Genomic DNA, 17,519 nt, shown 5'->3' with positions numbered 1-17,519 from the left:
CTGCCCCTCAACTATTCAGCCAGTTATCCACGCAGCGGCGCAGGAAGGCGGTGTCCTCCGCATGGCCCTGGGGATTGCCGGCGCGGTGGCCCCAGATGCTGGGGATGGGGCGCAGCTCGGCGTGGCGGAGATGGGGGCGTTCCGCCTCGTTGTCGGCGGCGCGGAAGTAGAGGTCGGTGGCGCCGGGGATGAGCATCACGCGGGCCTGGATGGCCTGGAGGGCGGCCCGCAGGTCGCCGTCGTAGGTGGGGTTGTCGCTGATGTCGCCGGCGTTCCAGCAGCGCATCTGCGCCAGCAGGTTGGCGGCGTGCTTGTTGTCGTAGCGAGTTTCCCAACCCTTCAGGTAAGTTTCCAGGTCCGGCGCGGCGGGGGAGAGGTGCAGGCCGGCGCGGTAGAAGTCCTGGCTCATCGCATAGCCCGCGTAGTTGCGGCCGAAGGCGCGTAGGGCGGCTTTCGGCTGGGATGAGAAGAGGGCGTGGCCGTCATACTCCGGCGCGGCCTCCAGGATCGCCATCTGGGCGCGGGTGAAGACCTGGTTGTGCACGGCGGTGCGGGCGCTGCCGCAGTTGATGAACACGGCCTCCACCGCCTCGGGGAAGAGCGCGGCCCAGTGATAGGCCTGCTGCGCGCCCATGGACCAGCCGTAGACGGCGCGTAGCCGCTCGATCCCCAGCACGTCGCGCAGGAGGCGGCGCTGGGCGTGGACGTTGTCGTGGGCGGTGACGAGGAGGGGGTAGTCAGGCGTGTCCTGGGGGGAGGAGGAGACGCCGTTGCCGAACATGTCGATCTGCACGATGAACCAGCGAGCGGGGTCCAGCACGCCGTCGGGCCGGATCAGCCATTCCAGCTCGGCCGCGGTGGCGCCGTAGCTGGTGGGGTAGAGCACGACGTTGTCCCGTGCCGGGGAGAGCGTGCCGTGGGTCTTCCAGCTCAGGGTGGCGCCGCGGATGGTGCCGCCCTTCAGCACGGGCAGGTCGCCGAGGTCGAAGCGGCCCGTATCGGTGGCCCAATCGGTCGTGAGGTCGGTCATGAATCCCCTCCGGCGGCGTCGCGCCCATCCTGCCGATGGGGCGCGCCGCCGCAAGGGCGCAGGGCTAGTCGAGCTTCAGGCCGATCTTCTGCACGATGTTGCGGTAGAGCGCGAACTCGCGGTCCAGGAAGGCGCGGGTGGAGGCGGGGGTGCTGTCCGGCACCGGGGTGGTGCCCGTGCTCTCCAGCCGCTCGCGCACGCGGGGCTCGGCCAGCGCCGTGTTGGCGGCCTTGCTGAGGGCCTGCGCCACCTCGTCCGGCAGGTCCTTGGGACCGGCCATCACGGTCCAGGTGGTCAGCTCGTAGTCGGGCAGCACGGCCTCTGCCACCGTGGGCACGTCCGGGAAGTTCGTGTCGCGGGTGCGGGTGGTCACGGCCAGCAGCCGCAGCGCGCCGTCCCGCACCTGGCCGACGACGGAGCCGAGCTGGTCCACGGCGTAGAGGGTCTCGCCCTTGATGAGGGATTCCGCGGTCTGCGAGCCGCCGCGATAGGGGACGTGCTGCGCGGTGGTGCCGGCCAAGACGGCGAGGTAGTCCGCGCCGAGATGCGAGACGCCGCCGACGCCGGAGCTGGCGTAGCCGATGCGGCCGGGCTCCGCCCGCAGCCGGTCCACGAGCTGCTTGACCGTGGTGATGCCAGAATTGGTGGGGACCACGACGCCGAGCGGGCTGGTGCCGACGACCGTGATCGGCGTGAAATCCTGCGTGGGGTGGTAGCGCGCCGCGCTGGCGCCGGAGGCGGGGGCGACGGCGAGGGTGGAAGCCGAACCCACCAGCAGGGTGTAGCCGTCCGGCCTCGCGCGGCGGACGTACTCGGCGCCGATCGCGCTGCCGCCGCCGGGGCGGTTCTCCACCAGGGCGCGGCCCTCGGGCGAGAGGATCGGGCCGATGCGGTCGGCCAGCAGGCGACCGGCAAGGTCGTTCGCGCCGCCGGGGGCGAAGGGGACCACGACGGTGATGGGCCGGTCCGGGAAGGCGGCCAGGGCCGGGCGGGACAGGACGGCACCGGTCAGCGCCAGGGCGCCGAGTTGGCGTCGGGTGGGCATGGGCGTGTCTCCTTGCCGGCCTCGTTCCGGGCCGGTGCGGAGGGCATAGTGGCGTGGCGAGCCGGCGGCGTCACCCGCCAGAGGGGATGGGGCGTCTCCGGCCGGGTTGGCGTCGCCAGGCGCTGCCGACCGGGTCAGGCACCGCCGACCGTGTCAGGCGTCACCGACAGTGACGGTGACGGTTCCCGTGCCCTCGCAGCCCGGGCAGGGCTTGCCCTGGAGGGTGCCGGTGCCGCCGCAATCCGGGCAGGTGTTCTCCGCGGTCTGGGTGGCGTCGGCGGTGGTCTCGTCGCCGGGGCTCGGCGTTCCCTCGGCGGCAGGGACGGTGACGCCGGGGTTTCCGGACGGGTGGGACATCGGGGTTCCTCCGCGGGGTGGCGGAGGGGGAACGCGGGCGGGCGAGGCGGCGTTGCGGCCGCCCCGCCTCCACCCTGCCCGATGGGATCAGGCGCCGAAGCCTTCCAACACCACCTTGCCGCGGGCCTTGCCGCTCTCGATCAGGGCGTGGGCGCGGCGGAGGTTGGCGGCGTTGATGGGGCCGAAGGTCTCCGTGAGGGTGGTGCGGAGGGTGCCGGCATCCACGAGGCGGGAGACCTCGTCCAGCAGCGCGCCCTGCTCCCCCATGTCGGGGGTGCCGAACATGGATCGGGTGTACATCAGCTCCCAGTGCAGGGAGATGCTCTTCCGCTTCAGCACGCTGACGTCGAGCGTCGCCGGGTCGTCGATGAGGGCGAAGCGGCCCTGGGGGGCAATCAGCTCCGCGATCTCGGCCAGGTGCTTGTCCGTCTGGGTCGTGGAGAAGACGAAGCCGGGGGCGCCGAGGTTCAGGGCGGCGACTTCGGCGGCGAGCGGCCTGGAGTGGTCCACGACGTGGTGCGCGCCGAGTTCCAGCGCCCAGTCCCGCGTCTCCGGGCGGGAGGCGGTGGCGATGACGGTGAGGTCCGTCAGCTTGCGGGCGAGCTGGATGGTGATGGAGCCCACACCGCCGGCGCCGCCGACGATCAGCAGGGCGCGGGCGGCGCCGGGGACGGCGTGGGTCTTCACCTGCAGCCGGTCGAATAGGGCTTCCCAGGCGGTGATGGCGGTGAGCGGCATGGCGGCGGCTTCCGCGAAGCCGAGCGAGGCGGGCTTGGTACCGACGATCCGCTCATCCACCAGGTGCAGCTCGGCATTCGTGCCGGGCCGGGTGATGTCGCCGGCATAGAACACGGCGTCGCCGGGGCGGAAGCGGGTGACGTCCGGACCCACGGCCTTCACGATACCGGCGGCGTCCCAGCCCAGCACCTTGTGGCCGCCGGGCTCGGCGGCGGCGCGCATCCGCACCTTCGTGTCCACGGGATTCACGGAGACGGCGCGGACCTCGACCAGCAGGTCGCGGCCGCGCGGCTCGGGGGCGGGGAGGTCGATGTCGAGGAGGGAGTCTTCGCGGTTGATGGGGAGGGAGGTCTGGTAGCCGATGGCACGCATGGTGCTTCTCCGGATCTGTGTTGCCCCGGAGATGCGCGATACCATGTGCCCCCGCAAGAACGCACATGAACCGCCGATAGTGTCGAAAAGGATACCGTGATGGCCCGCACCCGGCACGATCGCCTGGATTGCAGCCCGGGCTGCGCGGTGGAGGCGACGCTCGCCCTCATCGACGGCAAGTGGAAGGGCGTGATCCTGCACCACCTCGGCGAGGGGACGATGCGCTTCAGCGAGATCGGCCGCCGGCTGCCGAGCGTGACGCAGCGCATGCTGACGAACCAGTTGCGGGAGTTGGAGGCGGACGGGTTAATCGCGCGCCGCGTCTATGCCGAGGTGCCGCCGCGCGTGGAGTACAGCCTTTCCGAGCGCGGGCGGAGCCTGGCGCCGGTGATCCGGGCGCTGCGGGAGTGGGGAGACGAGCACGTGATGGCGGCGTTGCAGAAGGCGGCGTGACGGCCGCCGAGCCGCGCCATCAGCGGGCGGATGGCGGCGCCGAGATTGTCTTCGGCCTATCCGGCGGGCGCACGGCGCTGCGCCACCTCTACCAGTCCTCTCCGATGCGCGTGCTGTTCCCGGATGCGGAGCCGGGCCTGCCGATCACGGGCGCGCTGGTGAACACGGCGGGCGGCCTGGCCGGGGGAGACGTGGTCCGCATGCAGGCGCGGGTGGAGGAGGGGGCGGCGGCCACGCTTTGCACCCCGGCGGCAGAGAAGCTGTACCGCTCCCTCGGGCCGGAGACGCGGATCGAGACGGCGCTGCATGTGGGGCCGGGCGCGGTGCTGGAATGGCTGCCGCAGGAGACGATCCTGTTCGACCGCGCACGGCTGCGGCGGCGGCTGGACGTGGAGCTGGCACCTGGCGCGCGGCTGCTGGCGACGGAGATGCTGGTGTTCGGCCGCGCGGCGAGGGGGGAGCGGTTTCGCGAGGGGTTCCTGCATGATTCCTGGCGCCTGCGGGTGGATGGTCGGCTGCGCTGGGCCGATGCGCTGCGGATCGAGGCGCCGGAGGAGGCGTTGGAGGACCGCTTCGGCTTCGCGGGGGCGGGCGGGTTCGCCACGCTGCTCTATGCGGGGGCGGATGCGGCTTCGCACCTGTCCGTCATGCGCGATCTCGCCGGTCCGCTGGGTGCCGCGACCATTCCGCGTGAAGGGGTGGTGCTGATCCGTTGGCTGGGCCCGGCCATGCCGGTGCGGGCCGCCCTGGCGGCGGCGATCTCCGCCCTGCGCGCGGCGCTGTTCGGGCTGCCGCCGGTTCTGCCACGGCTCTGGACCACCTGAGCCGCCCGCCGCCATACTTCTTCCCACCTTCGGAGCCCGCCCATGCACCTGACCCCGCGCGAGAAGGACAAGCTGCTGATTGCCATGGCCGCCAGCGTGGCGCGGCGCCGGCTGGAGCGGGGCGTGCGGCTGAACCATCCGGAGGCGGTGGCGCTGGTGTCCGATTTCGTGGTGGAGGGCGCGCGGGACGGGCGCAGCGTGGCGGAGCTGATGCGCGACGGCGCCACAGTGATCACGCGGGACCAGGTGATGGAGGGCGTGGCCGAGATGATCCACGAGATCCAGGTGGAGGCGACCTTCCCTGACGGGACGAAGCTCGTCACCGTCCATCAGCCGATCCGTTGAGGGGGGTCGCATGATCCCTGGAGAGGTTTTTCCCGCTGAAGGCGAGATCGAGCTGAACGCGGGGCGGCCCGTGACGGAGATGGAGGTCGCCAACACCGGCGACCGCCCCGTGCAGGTGGGCAGTCACTACCACTTCGCCGAGACGAACCCGGAACTGGCCTTCGACCGGGCGGCGGCGCGCGGGATGCGGCTGGACATCGCGGCCGGCACCGCCGTGCGCTTCGAGCCCGGGCAGACGCGGCTGGTGCGGCTGATCCCCTATGCCGGGGCGCGGATCGTGCATGGGTTCCGCGGCGACGTGGAAGGGAAGTTGTAACCGATGCCCGCCAGGATTTCCCGCTCGGCCTATGCCGGCATGTACGGGCCGACCACGGGAGACCGGGTCCGGCTGGCGGATACCGACATCATCGTCGAGGTGGAGCGCGACCTCACCACCTATGGTGAGGAGGTGAAGTTCGGCGGCGGCAAGGTGATCCGCGACGGGATGGGGCAATCCCAGCTCGGGCGCGACGAGGGCGCCATGGACACCGTGATCACCAACGCGCTGATCCTCGACCATACCGGCATCTACAAGGCCGATGTGGGGCTGCGGGACGGGCGGATCGCGGCCATCGGCAAGGCGGGGAACCCCGATACGCAGCCGGGCGTCGATATCATCATCGGGCCGACGACGGAGATCATCGCCTGCGAGGGGCGGATCCTGACCTCTGGCGGGATCGACGTGCACATCCACTTCATCTGCCCGCAACAGATCGAGGAGGCGCTAGCCTCCGGCGTGACGACGATGTTCGGCGGCGGCACGGGGCCGGCGCACGGGACGCTGGCGACGACGGCGACGCCGGGCGCGTTCCACCTCGCGCGCATGCTGCAGGCGGCGGAGGGTTTCCCGATGAACCTGGGCTTCCTCAGCAAGGGCAATGCGGCCCTGCCGAAGGGGTTGGAGGAGCAGATCCTGGCCGGCGCGGCGGGGATGAAGCTGCACGAGGACTGGGGGACGACGCCGAAGGCGATCGACACCTGCCTGGCGGTGGCGGACGCGCTGGACGTGCAGGTGGCCATCCACACGGACACGCTGAACGAGAGCGGCTTCGTGGAGAGCACGATCAGGGCGATCGGCGGGCGCACCATCCAGGCCTTCCACACGGAGGGCGCGGGCGGCGGGCACGCGCCGGATATCCTGCGGCTGGTCGGGGAGGCGAACGTGCTGCCTTCCTCCACCAACCCCACCATGCCCTACACGGTGAACACGCTGGACGAGCATCTGGACATGCTCATGGTGTGCCATCACCTCGATCCGCGCATCCCCGAGGACGTGGCCTTCGCGGAGAGCCGCATCCGGCGCGAGACGATCGCGGCGGAGGACATTCTGCACGACCTCGGCGCTATCTCCATGATGTCGTCCGACAGCCAGGCGATGGGGCGGGTGGGCGAGGTGATCATCCGCACCTGGCAGACCGCGCACAAGATGAAGCAGCAGCGCGGGCGCCTGGCGGGCGAGGTGGGCGACAACGATAACCTGCGCGCGCGGCGCTACCTCGCGAAGTACACGATCAACCCCGCCATTTCCCAGGGCATCGCCGATCATGTCGGCAGCGTGGAGGTGGGGAAGCTGGCGGATCTGGTGATGTGGAGCCCGGCCTTCTTCGGCGTGAAGCCGGAGATGGTGCTGAAATGCGGCACCATCGCCATGGCGCCGATGGGCGATCCCAACGCCTCCATCCCCACGCCGCAGCCCGTGCACTACCGACCGATGTTCGGCGCCTTCGGGCGGGCGCTGCCGGCGGTGGGGGTGACCTTCACCTCCGGGGCGGCGATGGAGGCGGGGATCGGGGAGCGGCTGCGGCTGGAGCGGCCTCTGCTGGCCGTGCGGAACACGCGCCGCGGGATTTCCAAGCGCGACATGGTGCTGAATGACCTGTGTCCCCGCATCGAGGTGGATGCCGAGACCTATGAGGTGCGCGCGGACGGCGAGCTGCTGGTCTGCGAGCCCGCGACGGTGCTGCCGATGGCGCAGCGCTACTTCCTGTTCTGAGAGCCGCCATGACCGAAGACAGCCTGCCCCGCGCCACAAAGGTCCTGCCCGCCGGCGAGTGGAGCGCCGCCGAGGCGCGCGACACGATCACGCTGGATTTCGACGACCGGCACCGGCGGCGCCGGCGCTACACGGGGGAGGGCGGGTTCGCCTTCCTGCTCGACCTGCCGGAGGCAGTGGTGCTGTACGATGGCGACGGGCTGGCGCTGGAGGGCGGCGGCGCGGTGGCCGTGCGCGCGGCGGCGGAGCCGCTGGTGGAGATCACGGCGGGGGATCGCGCGCATTTCGCGCGTCTGGCCTGGCACCTGGGAAACCGGCACCTGCCGGCGGAGATCGGGGCGGACCGCATCCTGATCCGGGACGACCACGTGATCACCGCCATGCTGCGCGGGCTGGGCGCTACGCTGCGGACGGTGCAGGCGCCGTTCAACCCGGAGGGTGGCGCCTATGGCGAGCACAACCGGCAGACCGGGCACCGCCATGGGCCGCAGCACGGGCATCATCACCATGATCACGAGCATGGGCACGACCATTCCCATGACCATCACCATCACTGAGCGCGACGCCGCCCTCTACCGCCTGCTGGCCTGGACGTCGCCGGCCTATCCGGTCGGGGCCTACACCTACAGCCACGGGCTGGAGACGGCGGTGGAGGGCGGGGCGGTGAAGGATCGCGCCGGGCTGGTGGACTACGTGCGGGCGGCGCTGGGGCGCGGCGCGGGCGCGGTGGACGGGCCCTTGCTGGCCGCGGCCTGGCGCGCGGCGGAGGCGGATGACGAGGCGGCGCTGGACGAGGTGGCGGAACTGGCCTCCGCCTGGCGCGGCACGGCGGAGACGGCGCTGGAGAGCGGGGCGCAGGGCGCGGCCTTTGCCGCCGTGACCGCGGCGGCCTGGCCGGAACCGCGCTTCGCCGCGCTGGTGGCGCGGCATCCCAGGCGGCTGGTGCATCCCGTGGCCTTCGGGGCCGCGGCGGCGTGGAACGGCATCCCGCTGCGGGCCGCGCTGTTCAGCTGGCTGGGGGCCTTCGCGGCCAATCTGGTTTCCGCCGGGGTGCGGCTGGTGCCGCTGGGGCAGACGGACGGGCAGGTGGCGACCGCTGCGCTGATGCCCGCCGTGCAGGCTGCGACCGATGCGGCGCTGGCGGCCGAACTCGATGAGATCGGCACCTCCGCGCCGATGCTCGACCTTTTCTCCATGCGCCACGAGACGCAGTACACGAGGCTCTTCCGCTCATGAGCAATACGGATCGTGCCGCAGGCGGCAATGGCCCATTCCGCGTCGGCATCGGCGGCCCCGTCGGGTCCGGCAAGACGGCGCTGACCGATCGGCTGTGCAAGCACCTGCGCGACACGCACGACATCGCCGTGATCACCAACGACATTTACACGCGCGAGGACGCGGAGTTCCTGACGCGCAGCGGCGCGCTGGCGCCGGAGCGGATCACGGGGGTGGAGACGGGCGGCTGCCCGCACACGGCGATCCGCGAGGATGCCTCCATCAACCTCGCCGCCGTGCAGGACATGAACGAGCGCTTCCCCGGGCTGGAGATCCTGTTCATCGAGAGCGGGGGCGATAACCTGGCCGCCACCTTCTCCCCGGAACTGGCGGACCTGACGATCTACGTCATCGACGTCTCGGCAGGGGACAAGATCCCGCGCAAGGGCGGGCCGGGCATCACGCGGTCCGACATGCTGGTGATCAACAAGATTGACCTCGCGCCGCTGGTGGGTGCCGATCTCGGCGTGATGGATCGGGATTCGCGGAAAATGCGCGGGCAGCGGCCGTTCCTGTTCACCAACCTGAAGGAGAACCGCGGCGTGGCCGAGATAGCCGAGTTCATCCTGCAATCCGGCGGCATCGATCGCCGCGCCCTTCAAGGGAATGCCTGACGATGCGCAGCCTTCTTCCCCTCGCCCTGATCCTGCTGCCGCTCCCCGCCCTGGCCCATACGGGGCCGGGCCATGTGGCGGGCCTCGCTGCCGGCTTCGCGCACCCGCTCGGCGGGGCGGACCACCTGATGGCGATGGTGGCGATCGGGCTCTGGGCGGGGCTGATCGGCGGGCGCGGGGTCCTGGCGCTGCCCGTGGCCTTCCTGGCGGCGATGATGGCGGGCGGTGCGCTCGGCATGGCGGGAATTGCGCTGCCGATGGTGGAGGCGGGGATCGCCGGGTCCGTCATCGTCCTCGGCGCGCTGGTGGCGCTGGCGGTGCGGCCGCCGCTCGCCGTCGCGCTGGGGCTGGCCGCGCTGTTCGGGCTGTTCCACGGCCATGCCCACGGGGCTGAGATGGTGCCGGGGGCCGGGGCGGCGGGCTATGCCGCCGGGTTCCTGCTGGCCACGGCGGGGCTGCACGCCCTGGGTCTCGCGGTCGGGGCGGCGGGTCGGCCGGGCTTCCGGGTGGCGGCCCGCCTGGCTGGGGCCGGGGGCGCTGCGGCCATGGTTGCCCTGCTCATCCTGAGCTGAGGCCCGGGACGCGGGCTGCCCGGCTTGCCTGCTGACCTTCGCGGCCGCAGCATCGTGCGGTTGGGAACAGGAGGCAGGGCAGCATGGCGAAGGCCGGCAAGCAGGGCGCGCCGCCGCCCGACCTCATCGCCCTGGCCGCGGCGGTCCGGGCGCAGGGGCGGGGCGATCCCTTCGCCACCCCCGCCCTGGCCATGGCGCTGACCCTCAGCCGCCGGCTGGATGATGGGGAGCTGGACCTGCTCGCGCTGCGGGCGGCGCTGCGTGACATCGGGGAGCGCGCCTTCGCGGACCGGGCCGCGCATCTCGCCGCCCAGGTGGGCGGGACGGACGCGGCGGAGACGGACGCCGCGCTGATCGCGGTGGCCCAGCGCGCCGCGCGGCCCGATCCGGCGGACAGCCCCGTGCCCTTCGCCGCCTTCCGCCTGGCCTGCGAGCGGCCGCGGGCGGCGGCGGTGTTCACGGCCCACCCCACCTTTTCCCTGCCGCGCGCCACGAACCGGGCGCTGGCGGAGGCGGCCTGCGGCGCGCCGATCCCGCCGGGCCTGCCGCTGCGCCCCGTGCCGCCGGACCTGGAGGAGGAGTTCTCCCAGGCCGCCTTCGCCATCGCCAACGGGCGGGACGCGCTGGACCGGCTCTCCGCCGCTTTTCTCGGCGTGGCGCGGGAGACCTGGCCGGACCGCTGGCGGGGGCTGATCCCCACCCCCGTCATCCTCTCCTCCTGGGTGGGCTACGACACGGACGGGCGGACCGATATCGGCTGGCAGGACACGCTGCGGCTGCGGCTGCGGATGAAGGAGCTGGGTCTGGCGCGGCTGGAGGCGCAGATCGGCGCCTTGCCGCCGGAGGGTGCAGAGCCGCTGCGCGAGCGGCTGGCCCTGGCGCTGGAGGCGGTGCGCGCGCAGATCACGGCCTGCCCCCCGCCCGGCCAGCCCGATCCGGAGGCGGCGCGGCGCTTCGCGCTGGCGCTGGTGGACCGGCGGGAGGACGCGCTGACCACGCCGGAGCCGCTGCTGGAGCTGTTCGGCGGCGCCATCGCGGCGGCCCCTGACGACGGCGCGCGGCTGGCGCTGCTCGTCGCGCGGGCGGGGCTGGTGGCGCACGGGCTGTCGCTCGCGCACACCCATGTGCGGCTGAACTCCGCCCAGCTGCACAACGCGGCGCGGCTGCGGGCGCCCTCGCTCGGCGGCGGGCCGGACGACGTCGCGCGCCGCCGCGCCCTCTTCGGCGCCGTCAACGCCGCGCTGGACGAGGCGCGGCCGGAGCCGGTGGACACGGGCGGGCTGCTGGCGGAATCGGCCAGCGCCATGCGGCTGATGATGACGGTGGCGCAGATCGCGAAGCACTTGGACGCCTCCCAGCCCGTGCGCTTCCTGATAGCGGAGACGGAGAGCGGCTTCACCCTGCTCTGCGCGCTGCTGCTGGCGCGGCTCTGCGGCGCGGAGCGGCACGTGGAGATCAGCCCGCTCTTCGAGACCGCCGAGGCGCTGGAGATGCGCGGGGAGCGGGTGATCGAGGAGGCGCTGCGGTCCCCGCACTGGCGCGCCTACCTCAAGGGCATCGGGCGGCTCTGCCTGCAGTTCGGCTACTCGGATTCCGGGCGCTACGTGGGGCAGCCCGCGGCCTCGCACCTGATCGAGCGGCTGAAGCTGCGCGTGGCCGGGCTGCTGGAGCGGCACGGGTTGTCCGACCTGGAAGTGGTGATGTTCGACACGCACGGCGAGGGGCTGGGCCGTGGCGGCCACCCGGACGGGCTGGCGGCGCGCTTCGAGTACCTCGATCCGCCCGCCGTGCGATCCGCCCTCGTCGCCGCCCGCATTCCGCTGCGGCTGGAGACGAGCTTTCAGGGCGGGGACGGCTACCAGCTCTTCGGCACGCCCGCCCTGGCCCACGCCACGGTGGCGCGCATCGCCGAACACGCTTTTTCCGTGCCACCGGCGGAGGTGTCCGACCCCGTCTACGCCGAGGCGGGATTCGCCGCGGACCTGTTCGCGGGCATGCGGGGCGCCATGGCGGCGCTGGTGGAGGACCCGGGCTATGCAGGGCTGCTCGGCGGCTTCGGGCCGGCGCTGCTGGACCGCACGGGATCGCGCCCCGCGGCGCGGCAGAGCGACACGGGCGGGCCCGCGACCATCCGCCACCCGCGGGAACTGCGGGCCATCCCCAACAACGCCGTGCTGCAGCAGATGGGCTTCCTGGCGAACCTGACGCAGGGGCTGGGGACGGGCGCCTCGCGGGAGCCCGAGGGGTTTGCGGAGCTGGTGCGGAAGTCGCCGCGCTTCGCGGGGGCCATGGCCTTCGCGCGCGCCGGACTCTCGCTCTCCGACCCCGATGTGCTGCGCGCCTATGTCGCCACCCTCGATCCCGGCATGTGGCTGGATCGCGCGGCGAATGCCCGCCGCCCCGCCAATGCGGCGGCGCTGACGGCGGTGGCGGCGGCGCTGGAGGGCGTCGGCCTCGGTGACCCCGTGCGGCGGACCTTCCGCCGCCTGCTGGCGGACGACACGGCGCTGCGCGGCGCCTGGCCCGAGGGGGCGCCCCTCATGTCGGACCGGCTGTTCGCCGTGCACGCCGTGCGGCTGATGCTGATCCACCGCATCTGGATGCGGGCGGTGAACATGCCGGAGTTCTCGCCGCGCCACGGCGTGACGCGGGACGGGCTGCTGCGCCGGCTGCTGCGGCTGGACGTGGAGGAGGCGGCGAAGCTGCTGGACGAGGTCTTCCCCGCGCACGAGCCGCCGAGCGCCGCGCTGGATTATGGCGAGCCGCCCGCGCCGCGCCACGGCGGCTACGGGCGGGAGCACGCGGAGCTGATGGAGCCGTTGCGGGAGATGTTCGCGACCGTGCGGGAGGCGACGGCGGTGGTCTCGATGGAGTGCGGGGCCTTCGGCTAGGGCGCGTCAGCCCTCGGTTCCGGCGGGCAGGGAGAGGCGGCGGAGCGTGAGGGCGAGGAGCGTGCCGGGCCCGCGCTCCGGCCCGCCCTCCTGCAGCTCGACCATGTCGGCGCGCATCTCGAGGAGCGCGCGGCGGTCCGCCCGCCCGGGATCACCGCCGATCCAGGCGATCTCGCCGTTCGTCAGCTCCTCGGGGAGGCCGTGCTCCCGTTCCAGATCGGCGCGCAGGGCGGCCGGGGAGGCGCCGGGGAGGAAGCGGACCCAGGTGATCTCGGAGACGTCGCCTTCCGCGCTCTCCGCGGTGAAGGACAGGCAGGCGGCGTAGGAATCCCCGGGCGCGAGAGGGAGGCCGAAGGCGCGGATGTCCGCCACGAGCGCGCGGGAGCAGCGCGGCGCCGGGGCGTCGCGGCGCTCCGGCCGCGGCGGCGCGTCGAAGAAGCCGGAGGCGAGCGGTTGGGAATGCTCCCGGAGCGCGGCGCGGCGCGCTTCGGCCAGCGGCATGTCGATGCGCAGTCCCGCCAGTTCGGCGTTGCGCAGCGGCGGGGCGCCCGCGCGCCGCGCCTCCGCCGCGGCGGCACGGGAGCCGACGGAGGTGAAGCGGTGCAGCGGGCGGCCGGCGTCGCTCTCGACGCGCGCGGCGACGATCTCGGCCAGGATCGGCGTGTCGTGAAGATCCGCCAGGAGCGGCAGAGCGCCGGCGAAGACGAAGTCGATCGTGAGGGTGCCCGGCCCCGCCCAGTTGCCGAGGGAGGCGAGGCCCGCATCCTCCAGCAGCTTTCCTGCGGCCTGCGGCCCCGCGGCGGGAATGGTGCGGATCGCGTCGGGGTTGCGGAACCGCAGCGTGAAGCCGCGCCCTCCATCCGTCGCGTCGCGCATGGAGAGGCCGCGGAACACGCCGGAGCGCAGCGGGACGCCGCCGCGCTCCGCGTCGTAGCCGAGGATGTCGGCGGCGGCATGGAGGCGGAAAGGGCGGTCCAGGTCGAAGGCGGCGAAGTTCGCGCGCAGGCGACGCTCCGCGAGGACGAGGAGGTAGCGCCGCTCGCGCTCGGGATCGCGCGGGGGACGCGCCGCGGGCGGGCGGCCGTCCACGTCGGCCTCCGCGAGGAGGCGGAAGTCGGGCTCCGTGCCGCGCATCCGGTGGTATGCGAAAAGGATGTCCTGCTCCGACGGCGTGCGCGCCTCCACCGACGCCTCCGCCCTTGCCGGCGATGCGCTGCCGCGCGCGGGCGCTGCGCCGGCGGTGACAATGTGGACGGGGATGAGCAGGACGGCGAGGCGGATCAGGCGCAAGCGCGGGGCTTCCACGAGGTGACGGGCGGGCCGCGCAACCGGTGCGCCGGCGGCGCGGGAGGATAGCTGCCGATGCCCGCGGGGCAAGGCGCGGCGCGCCGGTGCGGGGCGCTTGCGGTTTGTTGAGCCGTGCCGTGCCGTGCGCGGGCTTGACCCTGGCCCGCGCGCAACAGTCCGCACGCGGATCTCGCGCCCGCGCGTGACATTGCGTGTCGGACGGTATTTCTCCCTGACATTCCGCCCGCCGCGCTTCCTGGCGGTGGACGGGAGCGCCATGCTGCGCGCGTCGCGGCGCAAGAGCCGGGCGGGATCGCGTTGCCCGCCCATCCGCGGTGCCGATCCGTCGGGCCGGGGGGGCTCGGCGGGGACAGAGCTCGCGGGCCGGTGCGGAGGCGCCCGCGACGTTGGGGGATCCTTGCCATGCCGCCTTCCAGCCGCGCCATCCGATGGCGCACGGCCTGCGCCCTGCTGTGCGCGGCCGCGATCGGGCTCGCGCTGCCGGCGCGCGCGCAATCGGGCGACCGGCGCTACGCCGCGATCGTGCAGGATGCGGGGACGGGCGAGGTGCTCTTCGCCGCGAACGCGGATGCGCGGCGGTACCCGGCCTCCATGACGAAGATGATGACGCTGTACCTCGCCTTTGAGGCGCTGCGGCGGGGAGCGGTGGCGGAGTCTACGCGCATCCGCGTCTCGCGCCACGCCGCGAGCCGTCCGCCCTCGAAGCTCGGGCTGCGCGCGGGCTCCACCATCTCGGTCGGGGACGCGATGATGGCGCTCGTCACGCGATCTGCCAACGATGCGGCCGCCGCGCTGGGCGAGCACCTCGGCGGCAGCGAGGCCGCCTTCGCGCGGATGATGACGCGCAGGGCGCGCGCGATGGGAATGACGCGCACGACCTTCCGCAACGCCTCCGGCCTGCCGGACCGCGGACAGGTGTCGACGGCGCGCGACATCGCGATCCTCAGCCGCCGGCTGATTCAGGACTTCCCGGGCCGCTACGCGTATTTCAGCGCCTCCGCCTTCGCGTGGCGGGGGCAGACCATCGGCAACCACAACCGTCTCCTTACGGCCTATGACGGCGCGGACGGGATCAAAACGGGCTACATCGACGCCAGCGGCTACAACCTGGCCGCCAGCGCCGTGCGCGACGGCAGGCGGCTGGTGGCGGTGATGTTCGGCGGCGCCACCGGGGCCGCGCGCGACGCGCACGTGATGGCGCTGCTGGACCATGGCTTCGAGACGCCGGGCGCGCTGCCGGGCGGCACGATGATGGCGTCGCGCGGCGGGCTACGGCTCGTCGGTGCCGCGCAGGCCGCCGCGATCGCGCCCGCGCTGCGGCCGGTGCCGCGCCCCGCCGTGGCACCCCGCGTGCGGCGCGTTTCCATGCCGCGTCCGGTGGCACGGCAGGTGCCGCGCGCGGCGGGGCGTTGGGCGGTGCAGGTGGGCGCCTACGCGGATCGCGGGCCGGCCGGGGCGGCGGCGCGGCGAGCCGCCGCGCGGGGCGGGGCAGTGGAGTTGCGGCGCGTGCGGGTGCGGTCCGGCTGGCTCTGGCGCGCGCGCGTGACAGGGCTCTCGCAGGAGGCGGCGCGGCAGGTCTGCCGCGGGGCGCGCGGGCCGTGCATGGCCGTCGCGCCGGGGGGCTAGAGGGCGTCGAAGCGCGCCGCGACCCCGTCGATGAAGGCGGCGGTGCGCGCCATGGCCTGCGGATCGTGCAGCGCCGCGATGCGTGCGGGGTCCAGCGCGAGTGCGGCGGCGATGGTGTCCGTCCAGTCTTGCGGCCACTCCTCCCGCACCACGGCCGCGCCCATGGCGGCCAGGCGGCGGGCCTTGACTCCCTGCTCGTCGAAGGGGCGCGGCTCCGGCAGGCAGAGGAAACGCTTGCCGAGGGCCGCGACCTCCGCCACCAGCCCGTCCCCACCGCCGCCGATGACAAGGTCGGCCTCCGCCAGGATCGCGCTCGCGTCCTCGCGCCAGCCCAGCAGCTCCAGGTTGGGCGGCAGGTCGGCGCTTCCGGAGACGGGGCCGAGGACGCGCCATCGCCGGTCCGGCACGGCGCGCGCGGCGGCGGCCAGGGCAGAAGCATCCCCGCCCGCGCCGCCGCGCCCGAAAGCCGCAACGATGCCGCCGCCTGAGAGGGGCGCGGCGCCGCCGCCGGAGAGGAAGCCGGCGTGGAAGGTCTTCGCCCGCATCCAGTCGGGCGTGGCGGGATCCTCCAGCGCGTCGGGGAAGGGGGCGATCAACGCCTCGGCGGCGCGGAAGGCGGTGAGGTGCGGCGGGTCGTCCCGCGTGCCGGCGAGGCGGAAGTAGAGGAAGGGCGTGGAGAGGAGGCGGGAGAGCACCGCCACCTCCACGGAGACGTCCACCACCATCAGCGCCGGGCGTTCCCGCGCGATCCACTCCGCCATAATGGCGCCGCGGGCGCGCATGCCCTCGTGGTGGACGGGCGCGTAGTGCAGGCCGGGCACGCCGGCGGGGTCGCCGTTGCGCGGATCGGCGCCGGCGTCGTCGGGCAGGGCGAGGACGGGGCAGGGGGCCTCGCGCGGCTCTGCCACGGTGCCGATGAGCGTGACGGGGTGGCGCATGTGCCGCGCCAGGGCGGCGGCGCGGTGCCAGTGGCCCATGCCGTGATGGTGGACGTAGTAGCCGACCGGCCTCACCGCGCCATCGCCTCCAGCTCCTGCGTGGCGCGCGCGATCTCCTGCCACTCCGGCGTCAGCGGTGGCAGGTGGGGCTCGGCGCGCTTCACGAAGGCGATGGCGTTCGCGCTCTCCCGCGCCGTGCGGGCGAGGAGGGCGGGATCGGCGCCGGCGACGGGTGCATCGCCGCGGGGCCAGGAATCGCGCAGCGCGCGGTTGCGGAGGAAGAGGGCGCGCCAGAAGGCGGCATCGGGCAGCAGGTGCGGGGCGCCGCTCTCGGACATCTCGCGCCAGCGGCGCATCTCGCCGGCCATGCCGCCGCTGGCGCGCCCGTCCTCGCGCGCGGAGACGGCGATCCAGACCTCGGGCGGGTGGCGCAGGCGGCCGCCGTTGCGCTCGATCGCGGCGACGAGCGCGTTGTCCTCGCCCGTGGGGATGGGGGGCACGCCGCCCGCCGTCTCGAAGGCGGCGAGCGTGACGGCGAGGCTGGCGCCGGTGTGGTCGCCGTGGCGCGGCGGCGGGTCGTGCGGCAGCGGGTCGATGGCGTGGGCCAGGGCGCGCACCGCTTCCCAGTAGCGGGCCACGCGGGCCTGGGCGGCGGCCAGCCAGTCCGGCACCGCGGCGCCGGGTTCCGGCAGGATGCGGATGGCGCCGCCCACCGCCTCCGCCCCTGCGGCGATCGCGGCAAGGTTCGCGGCGACCCAGTGCGGCGGCGGCTCGGCATCGGCGTCCGTGCTGATCAGCACGCCCTCCGCAGCGCCGACCTCGTGCAGCCACGCGGCGCCGCGCTCCATCGCCAGTCCGCGCGCCCCGCCGGCATGGGCGCGATCGGGCGGCAGCGACGCTTCCTCCACGCGCAGATCCAGGGATGGCGCGGCCCCCTGCCGCGCCGCCCTGGCGGTGTCGTCCGTGCAGTTGTTCGCCAGCACCAGCACGCGCAACAGTGCGGTCCCCTCCTGCGCGGCGAGCGCGCGGAGCAGGCGCGGAATGCGCTCCGCCTCGTTCCGCGCGGGGATGCAGACGACGCAGGCGGGGCTCAAGCGGG

General features: G+C 73.7%; 18 protein-coding genes. 11 read left to right on the top strand and 7 right to left on the bottom strand.

The window, feature by feature from the left end; genetic code table 11:
• Positions 1-7: 7 nt before the first annotated feature.
• From VQH23_RS03210 to VQH23_RS03195, 4 genes are all read right to left on the bottom strand, one after another.
• A complete protein-coding gene (locus VQH23_RS03210; RefSeq protein ID WP_338664173.1) occupies positions 8-1,030 on the bottom strand; it encodes an alpha/beta fold hydrolase in 1,023 nt (340 codons plus the stop codon).
• 64 nt (positions 1,031-1,094) lie between these two features.
• The gene (locus tag VQH23_RS03205) at positions 1,095-2,075 is read right to left on the bottom strand and encodes a tripartite tricarboxylate transporter substrate binding protein (RefSeq protein WP_338664172.1); all 981 of its coding nucleotides are present in this window, start codon (positions 2,073-2,075) and stop codon (positions 1,095-1,097) included.
• 153 nt (positions 2,076-2,228) lie between these two features.
• The gene (locus tag VQH23_RS03200; protein WP_338664171.1) at positions 2,229-2,432 is read right to left on the bottom strand and encodes a hypothetical protein; all 204 of its coding nucleotides are present in this window, start codon (positions 2,430-2,432) and stop codon (positions 2,229-2,231) included.
• A gap of 87 nt (positions 2,433-2,519) precedes the next feature.
• Entirely contained in the window at positions 2,520-3,542 is a 1,023-nt protein-coding gene (locus tag VQH23_RS03195; RefSeq protein ID WP_338664170.1) for a zinc-binding alcohol dehydrogenase family protein, read from the bottom strand.
• A 99-nt stretch (positions 3,543-3,641) separates the two neighbouring features.
• Between VQH23_RS03195 and VQH23_RS03190 the strand changes: the two genes are divergently transcribed.
• From VQH23_RS03190 to VQH23_RS03145, 10 genes are all read left to right on the top strand, one after another.
• Positions 3,642-3,995, top strand: coding sequence for a helix-turn-helix domain-containing protein (locus VQH23_RS03190; RefSeq protein ID WP_338664169.1), 354 nt, complete (start codon positions 3,642-3,644; stop codon positions 3,993-3,995).
• Positions 3,992-4,819: an urease accessory protein UreD gene (locus VQH23_RS03185; RefSeq protein WP_338664168.1), complete on the top strand. Its 828-nt coding sequence runs from the start codon at positions 3,992-3,994 to the stop codon at positions 4,817-4,819. The genes VQH23_RS03190 and VQH23_RS03185 overlap by 4 nt, the downstream gene beginning before the upstream one ends.
• A gap of 42 nt (positions 4,820-4,861) precedes the next feature.
• Entirely contained in the window at positions 4,862-5,164 is a 303-nt protein-coding gene (locus VQH23_RS03180) for an urease subunit gamma (protein ID WP_338664167.1), read from the top strand.
• Positions 5,165-5,174: 10 nt separating this feature from the next.
• Positions 5,175-5,480, top strand: coding sequence for an urease subunit beta (locus VQH23_RS03175; RefSeq protein WP_338664166.1), 306 nt, complete (start codon positions 5,175-5,177; stop codon positions 5,478-5,480).
• Positions 5,481-5,483: 3 nt separating this feature from the next.
• Complete coding sequence (gene ureC, locus VQH23_RS03170; protein ID WP_338664165.1) at positions 5,484-7,196, top strand: urease subunit alpha; 1,713 nt, start codon at positions 5,484-5,486, stop codon at positions 7,194-7,196.
• An 8-nt stretch (positions 7,197-7,204) separates the two neighbouring features.
• Positions 7,205-7,753 (top strand): urease accessory protein UreE, encoded by a 549-nt coding sequence (locus VQH23_RS03165; RefSeq protein ID WP_338664164.1) that lies wholly within the window; start codon positions 7,205-7,207, stop codon positions 7,751-7,753.
• Entirely contained in the window at positions 7,677-8,432 is a 756-nt protein-coding gene (locus VQH23_RS03160) for an urease accessory protein UreF (RefSeq protein ID WP_408904275.1), read from the top strand. The genes VQH23_RS03165 and VQH23_RS03160 overlap by 77 nt, the downstream gene beginning before the upstream one ends.
• The gene (gene ureG, locus VQH23_RS03155; RefSeq protein WP_338664163.1) at positions 8,429-9,085 is read left to right on the top strand and encodes an urease accessory protein UreG; all 657 of its coding nucleotides are present in this window, start codon (positions 8,429-8,431) and stop codon (positions 9,083-9,085) included. The genes VQH23_RS03160 and ureG overlap by 4 nt, the downstream gene beginning before the upstream one ends.
• A 2-nt stretch (positions 9,086-9,087) precedes the next feature.
• Complete coding sequence (locus tag VQH23_RS03150) at positions 9,088-9,657, top strand: HupE/UreJ family protein (protein WP_338664162.1); 570 nt, start codon at positions 9,088-9,090, stop codon at positions 9,655-9,657.
• An 83-nt stretch (positions 9,658-9,740) separates the two neighbouring features.
• Positions 9,741-12,548 carry a phosphoenolpyruvate carboxylase gene (locus tag VQH23_RS03145; protein ID WP_338664161.1) on the top strand — a complete coding sequence of 936 codons (2,808 nt, stop codon included), beginning with the start codon at positions 9,741-9,743 and terminating at the stop codon, positions 12,546-12,548.
• Positions 12,549-12,554: 6 nt separating this feature from the next.
• On the opposite strand, the gene VQH23_RS03140 is transcribed toward VQH23_RS03145, so the two are convergent.
• Entirely contained in the window at positions 12,555-13,838 is a 1,284-nt protein-coding gene (locus VQH23_RS03140; protein ID WP_338664160.1) for a hypothetical protein, read from the bottom strand.
• A gap of 420 nt (positions 13,839-14,258) precedes the next feature.
• Here VQH23_RS03140 and VQH23_RS03135 point away from each other — a divergent pair, with 420 nt between their 5' ends.
• Positions 14,259-15,482 carry a D-alanyl-D-alanine carboxypeptidase family protein gene (locus VQH23_RS03135; protein ID WP_338664159.1) on the top strand — a complete coding sequence of 408 codons (1,224 nt, stop codon included), beginning with the start codon at positions 14,259-14,261 and terminating at the stop codon, positions 15,480-15,482.
• Here VQH23_RS03135 and VQH23_RS03130 read toward each other — a convergent pair.
• On the bottom strand, positions 15,479-16,495 hold the full coding sequence (locus VQH23_RS03130) for a glycosyltransferase (protein WP_338664158.1): 1,017 nt from the start codon (positions 16,493-16,495) through the stop codon (positions 15,479-15,481). The two genes, VQH23_RS03135 and VQH23_RS03130, sit on opposite strands and share 4 nt — an antisense overlap.
• On the bottom strand, positions 16,492-17,514 hold the full coding sequence (locus VQH23_RS03125) for a glycosyltransferase family 2 protein (protein ID WP_338664157.1): 1,023 nt from the start codon (positions 17,512-17,514) through the stop codon (positions 16,492-16,494). The genes VQH23_RS03130 and VQH23_RS03125 overlap by 4 nt, the downstream gene beginning before the upstream one ends.
• Between the last annotated feature and the right edge of the window lie 5 nt (positions 17,515-17,519).

The sequence above is a fragment of the Pararoseomonas sp. SCSIO 73927 genome (genome assembly GCF_037040815.1).
Lineage (GTDB): Bacteria > Pseudomonadota > Alphaproteobacteria > Acetobacterales > Acetobacteraceae > Roseomonas.
This window is presented reverse-complemented; position numbering and strand designations above follow the sequence as displayed.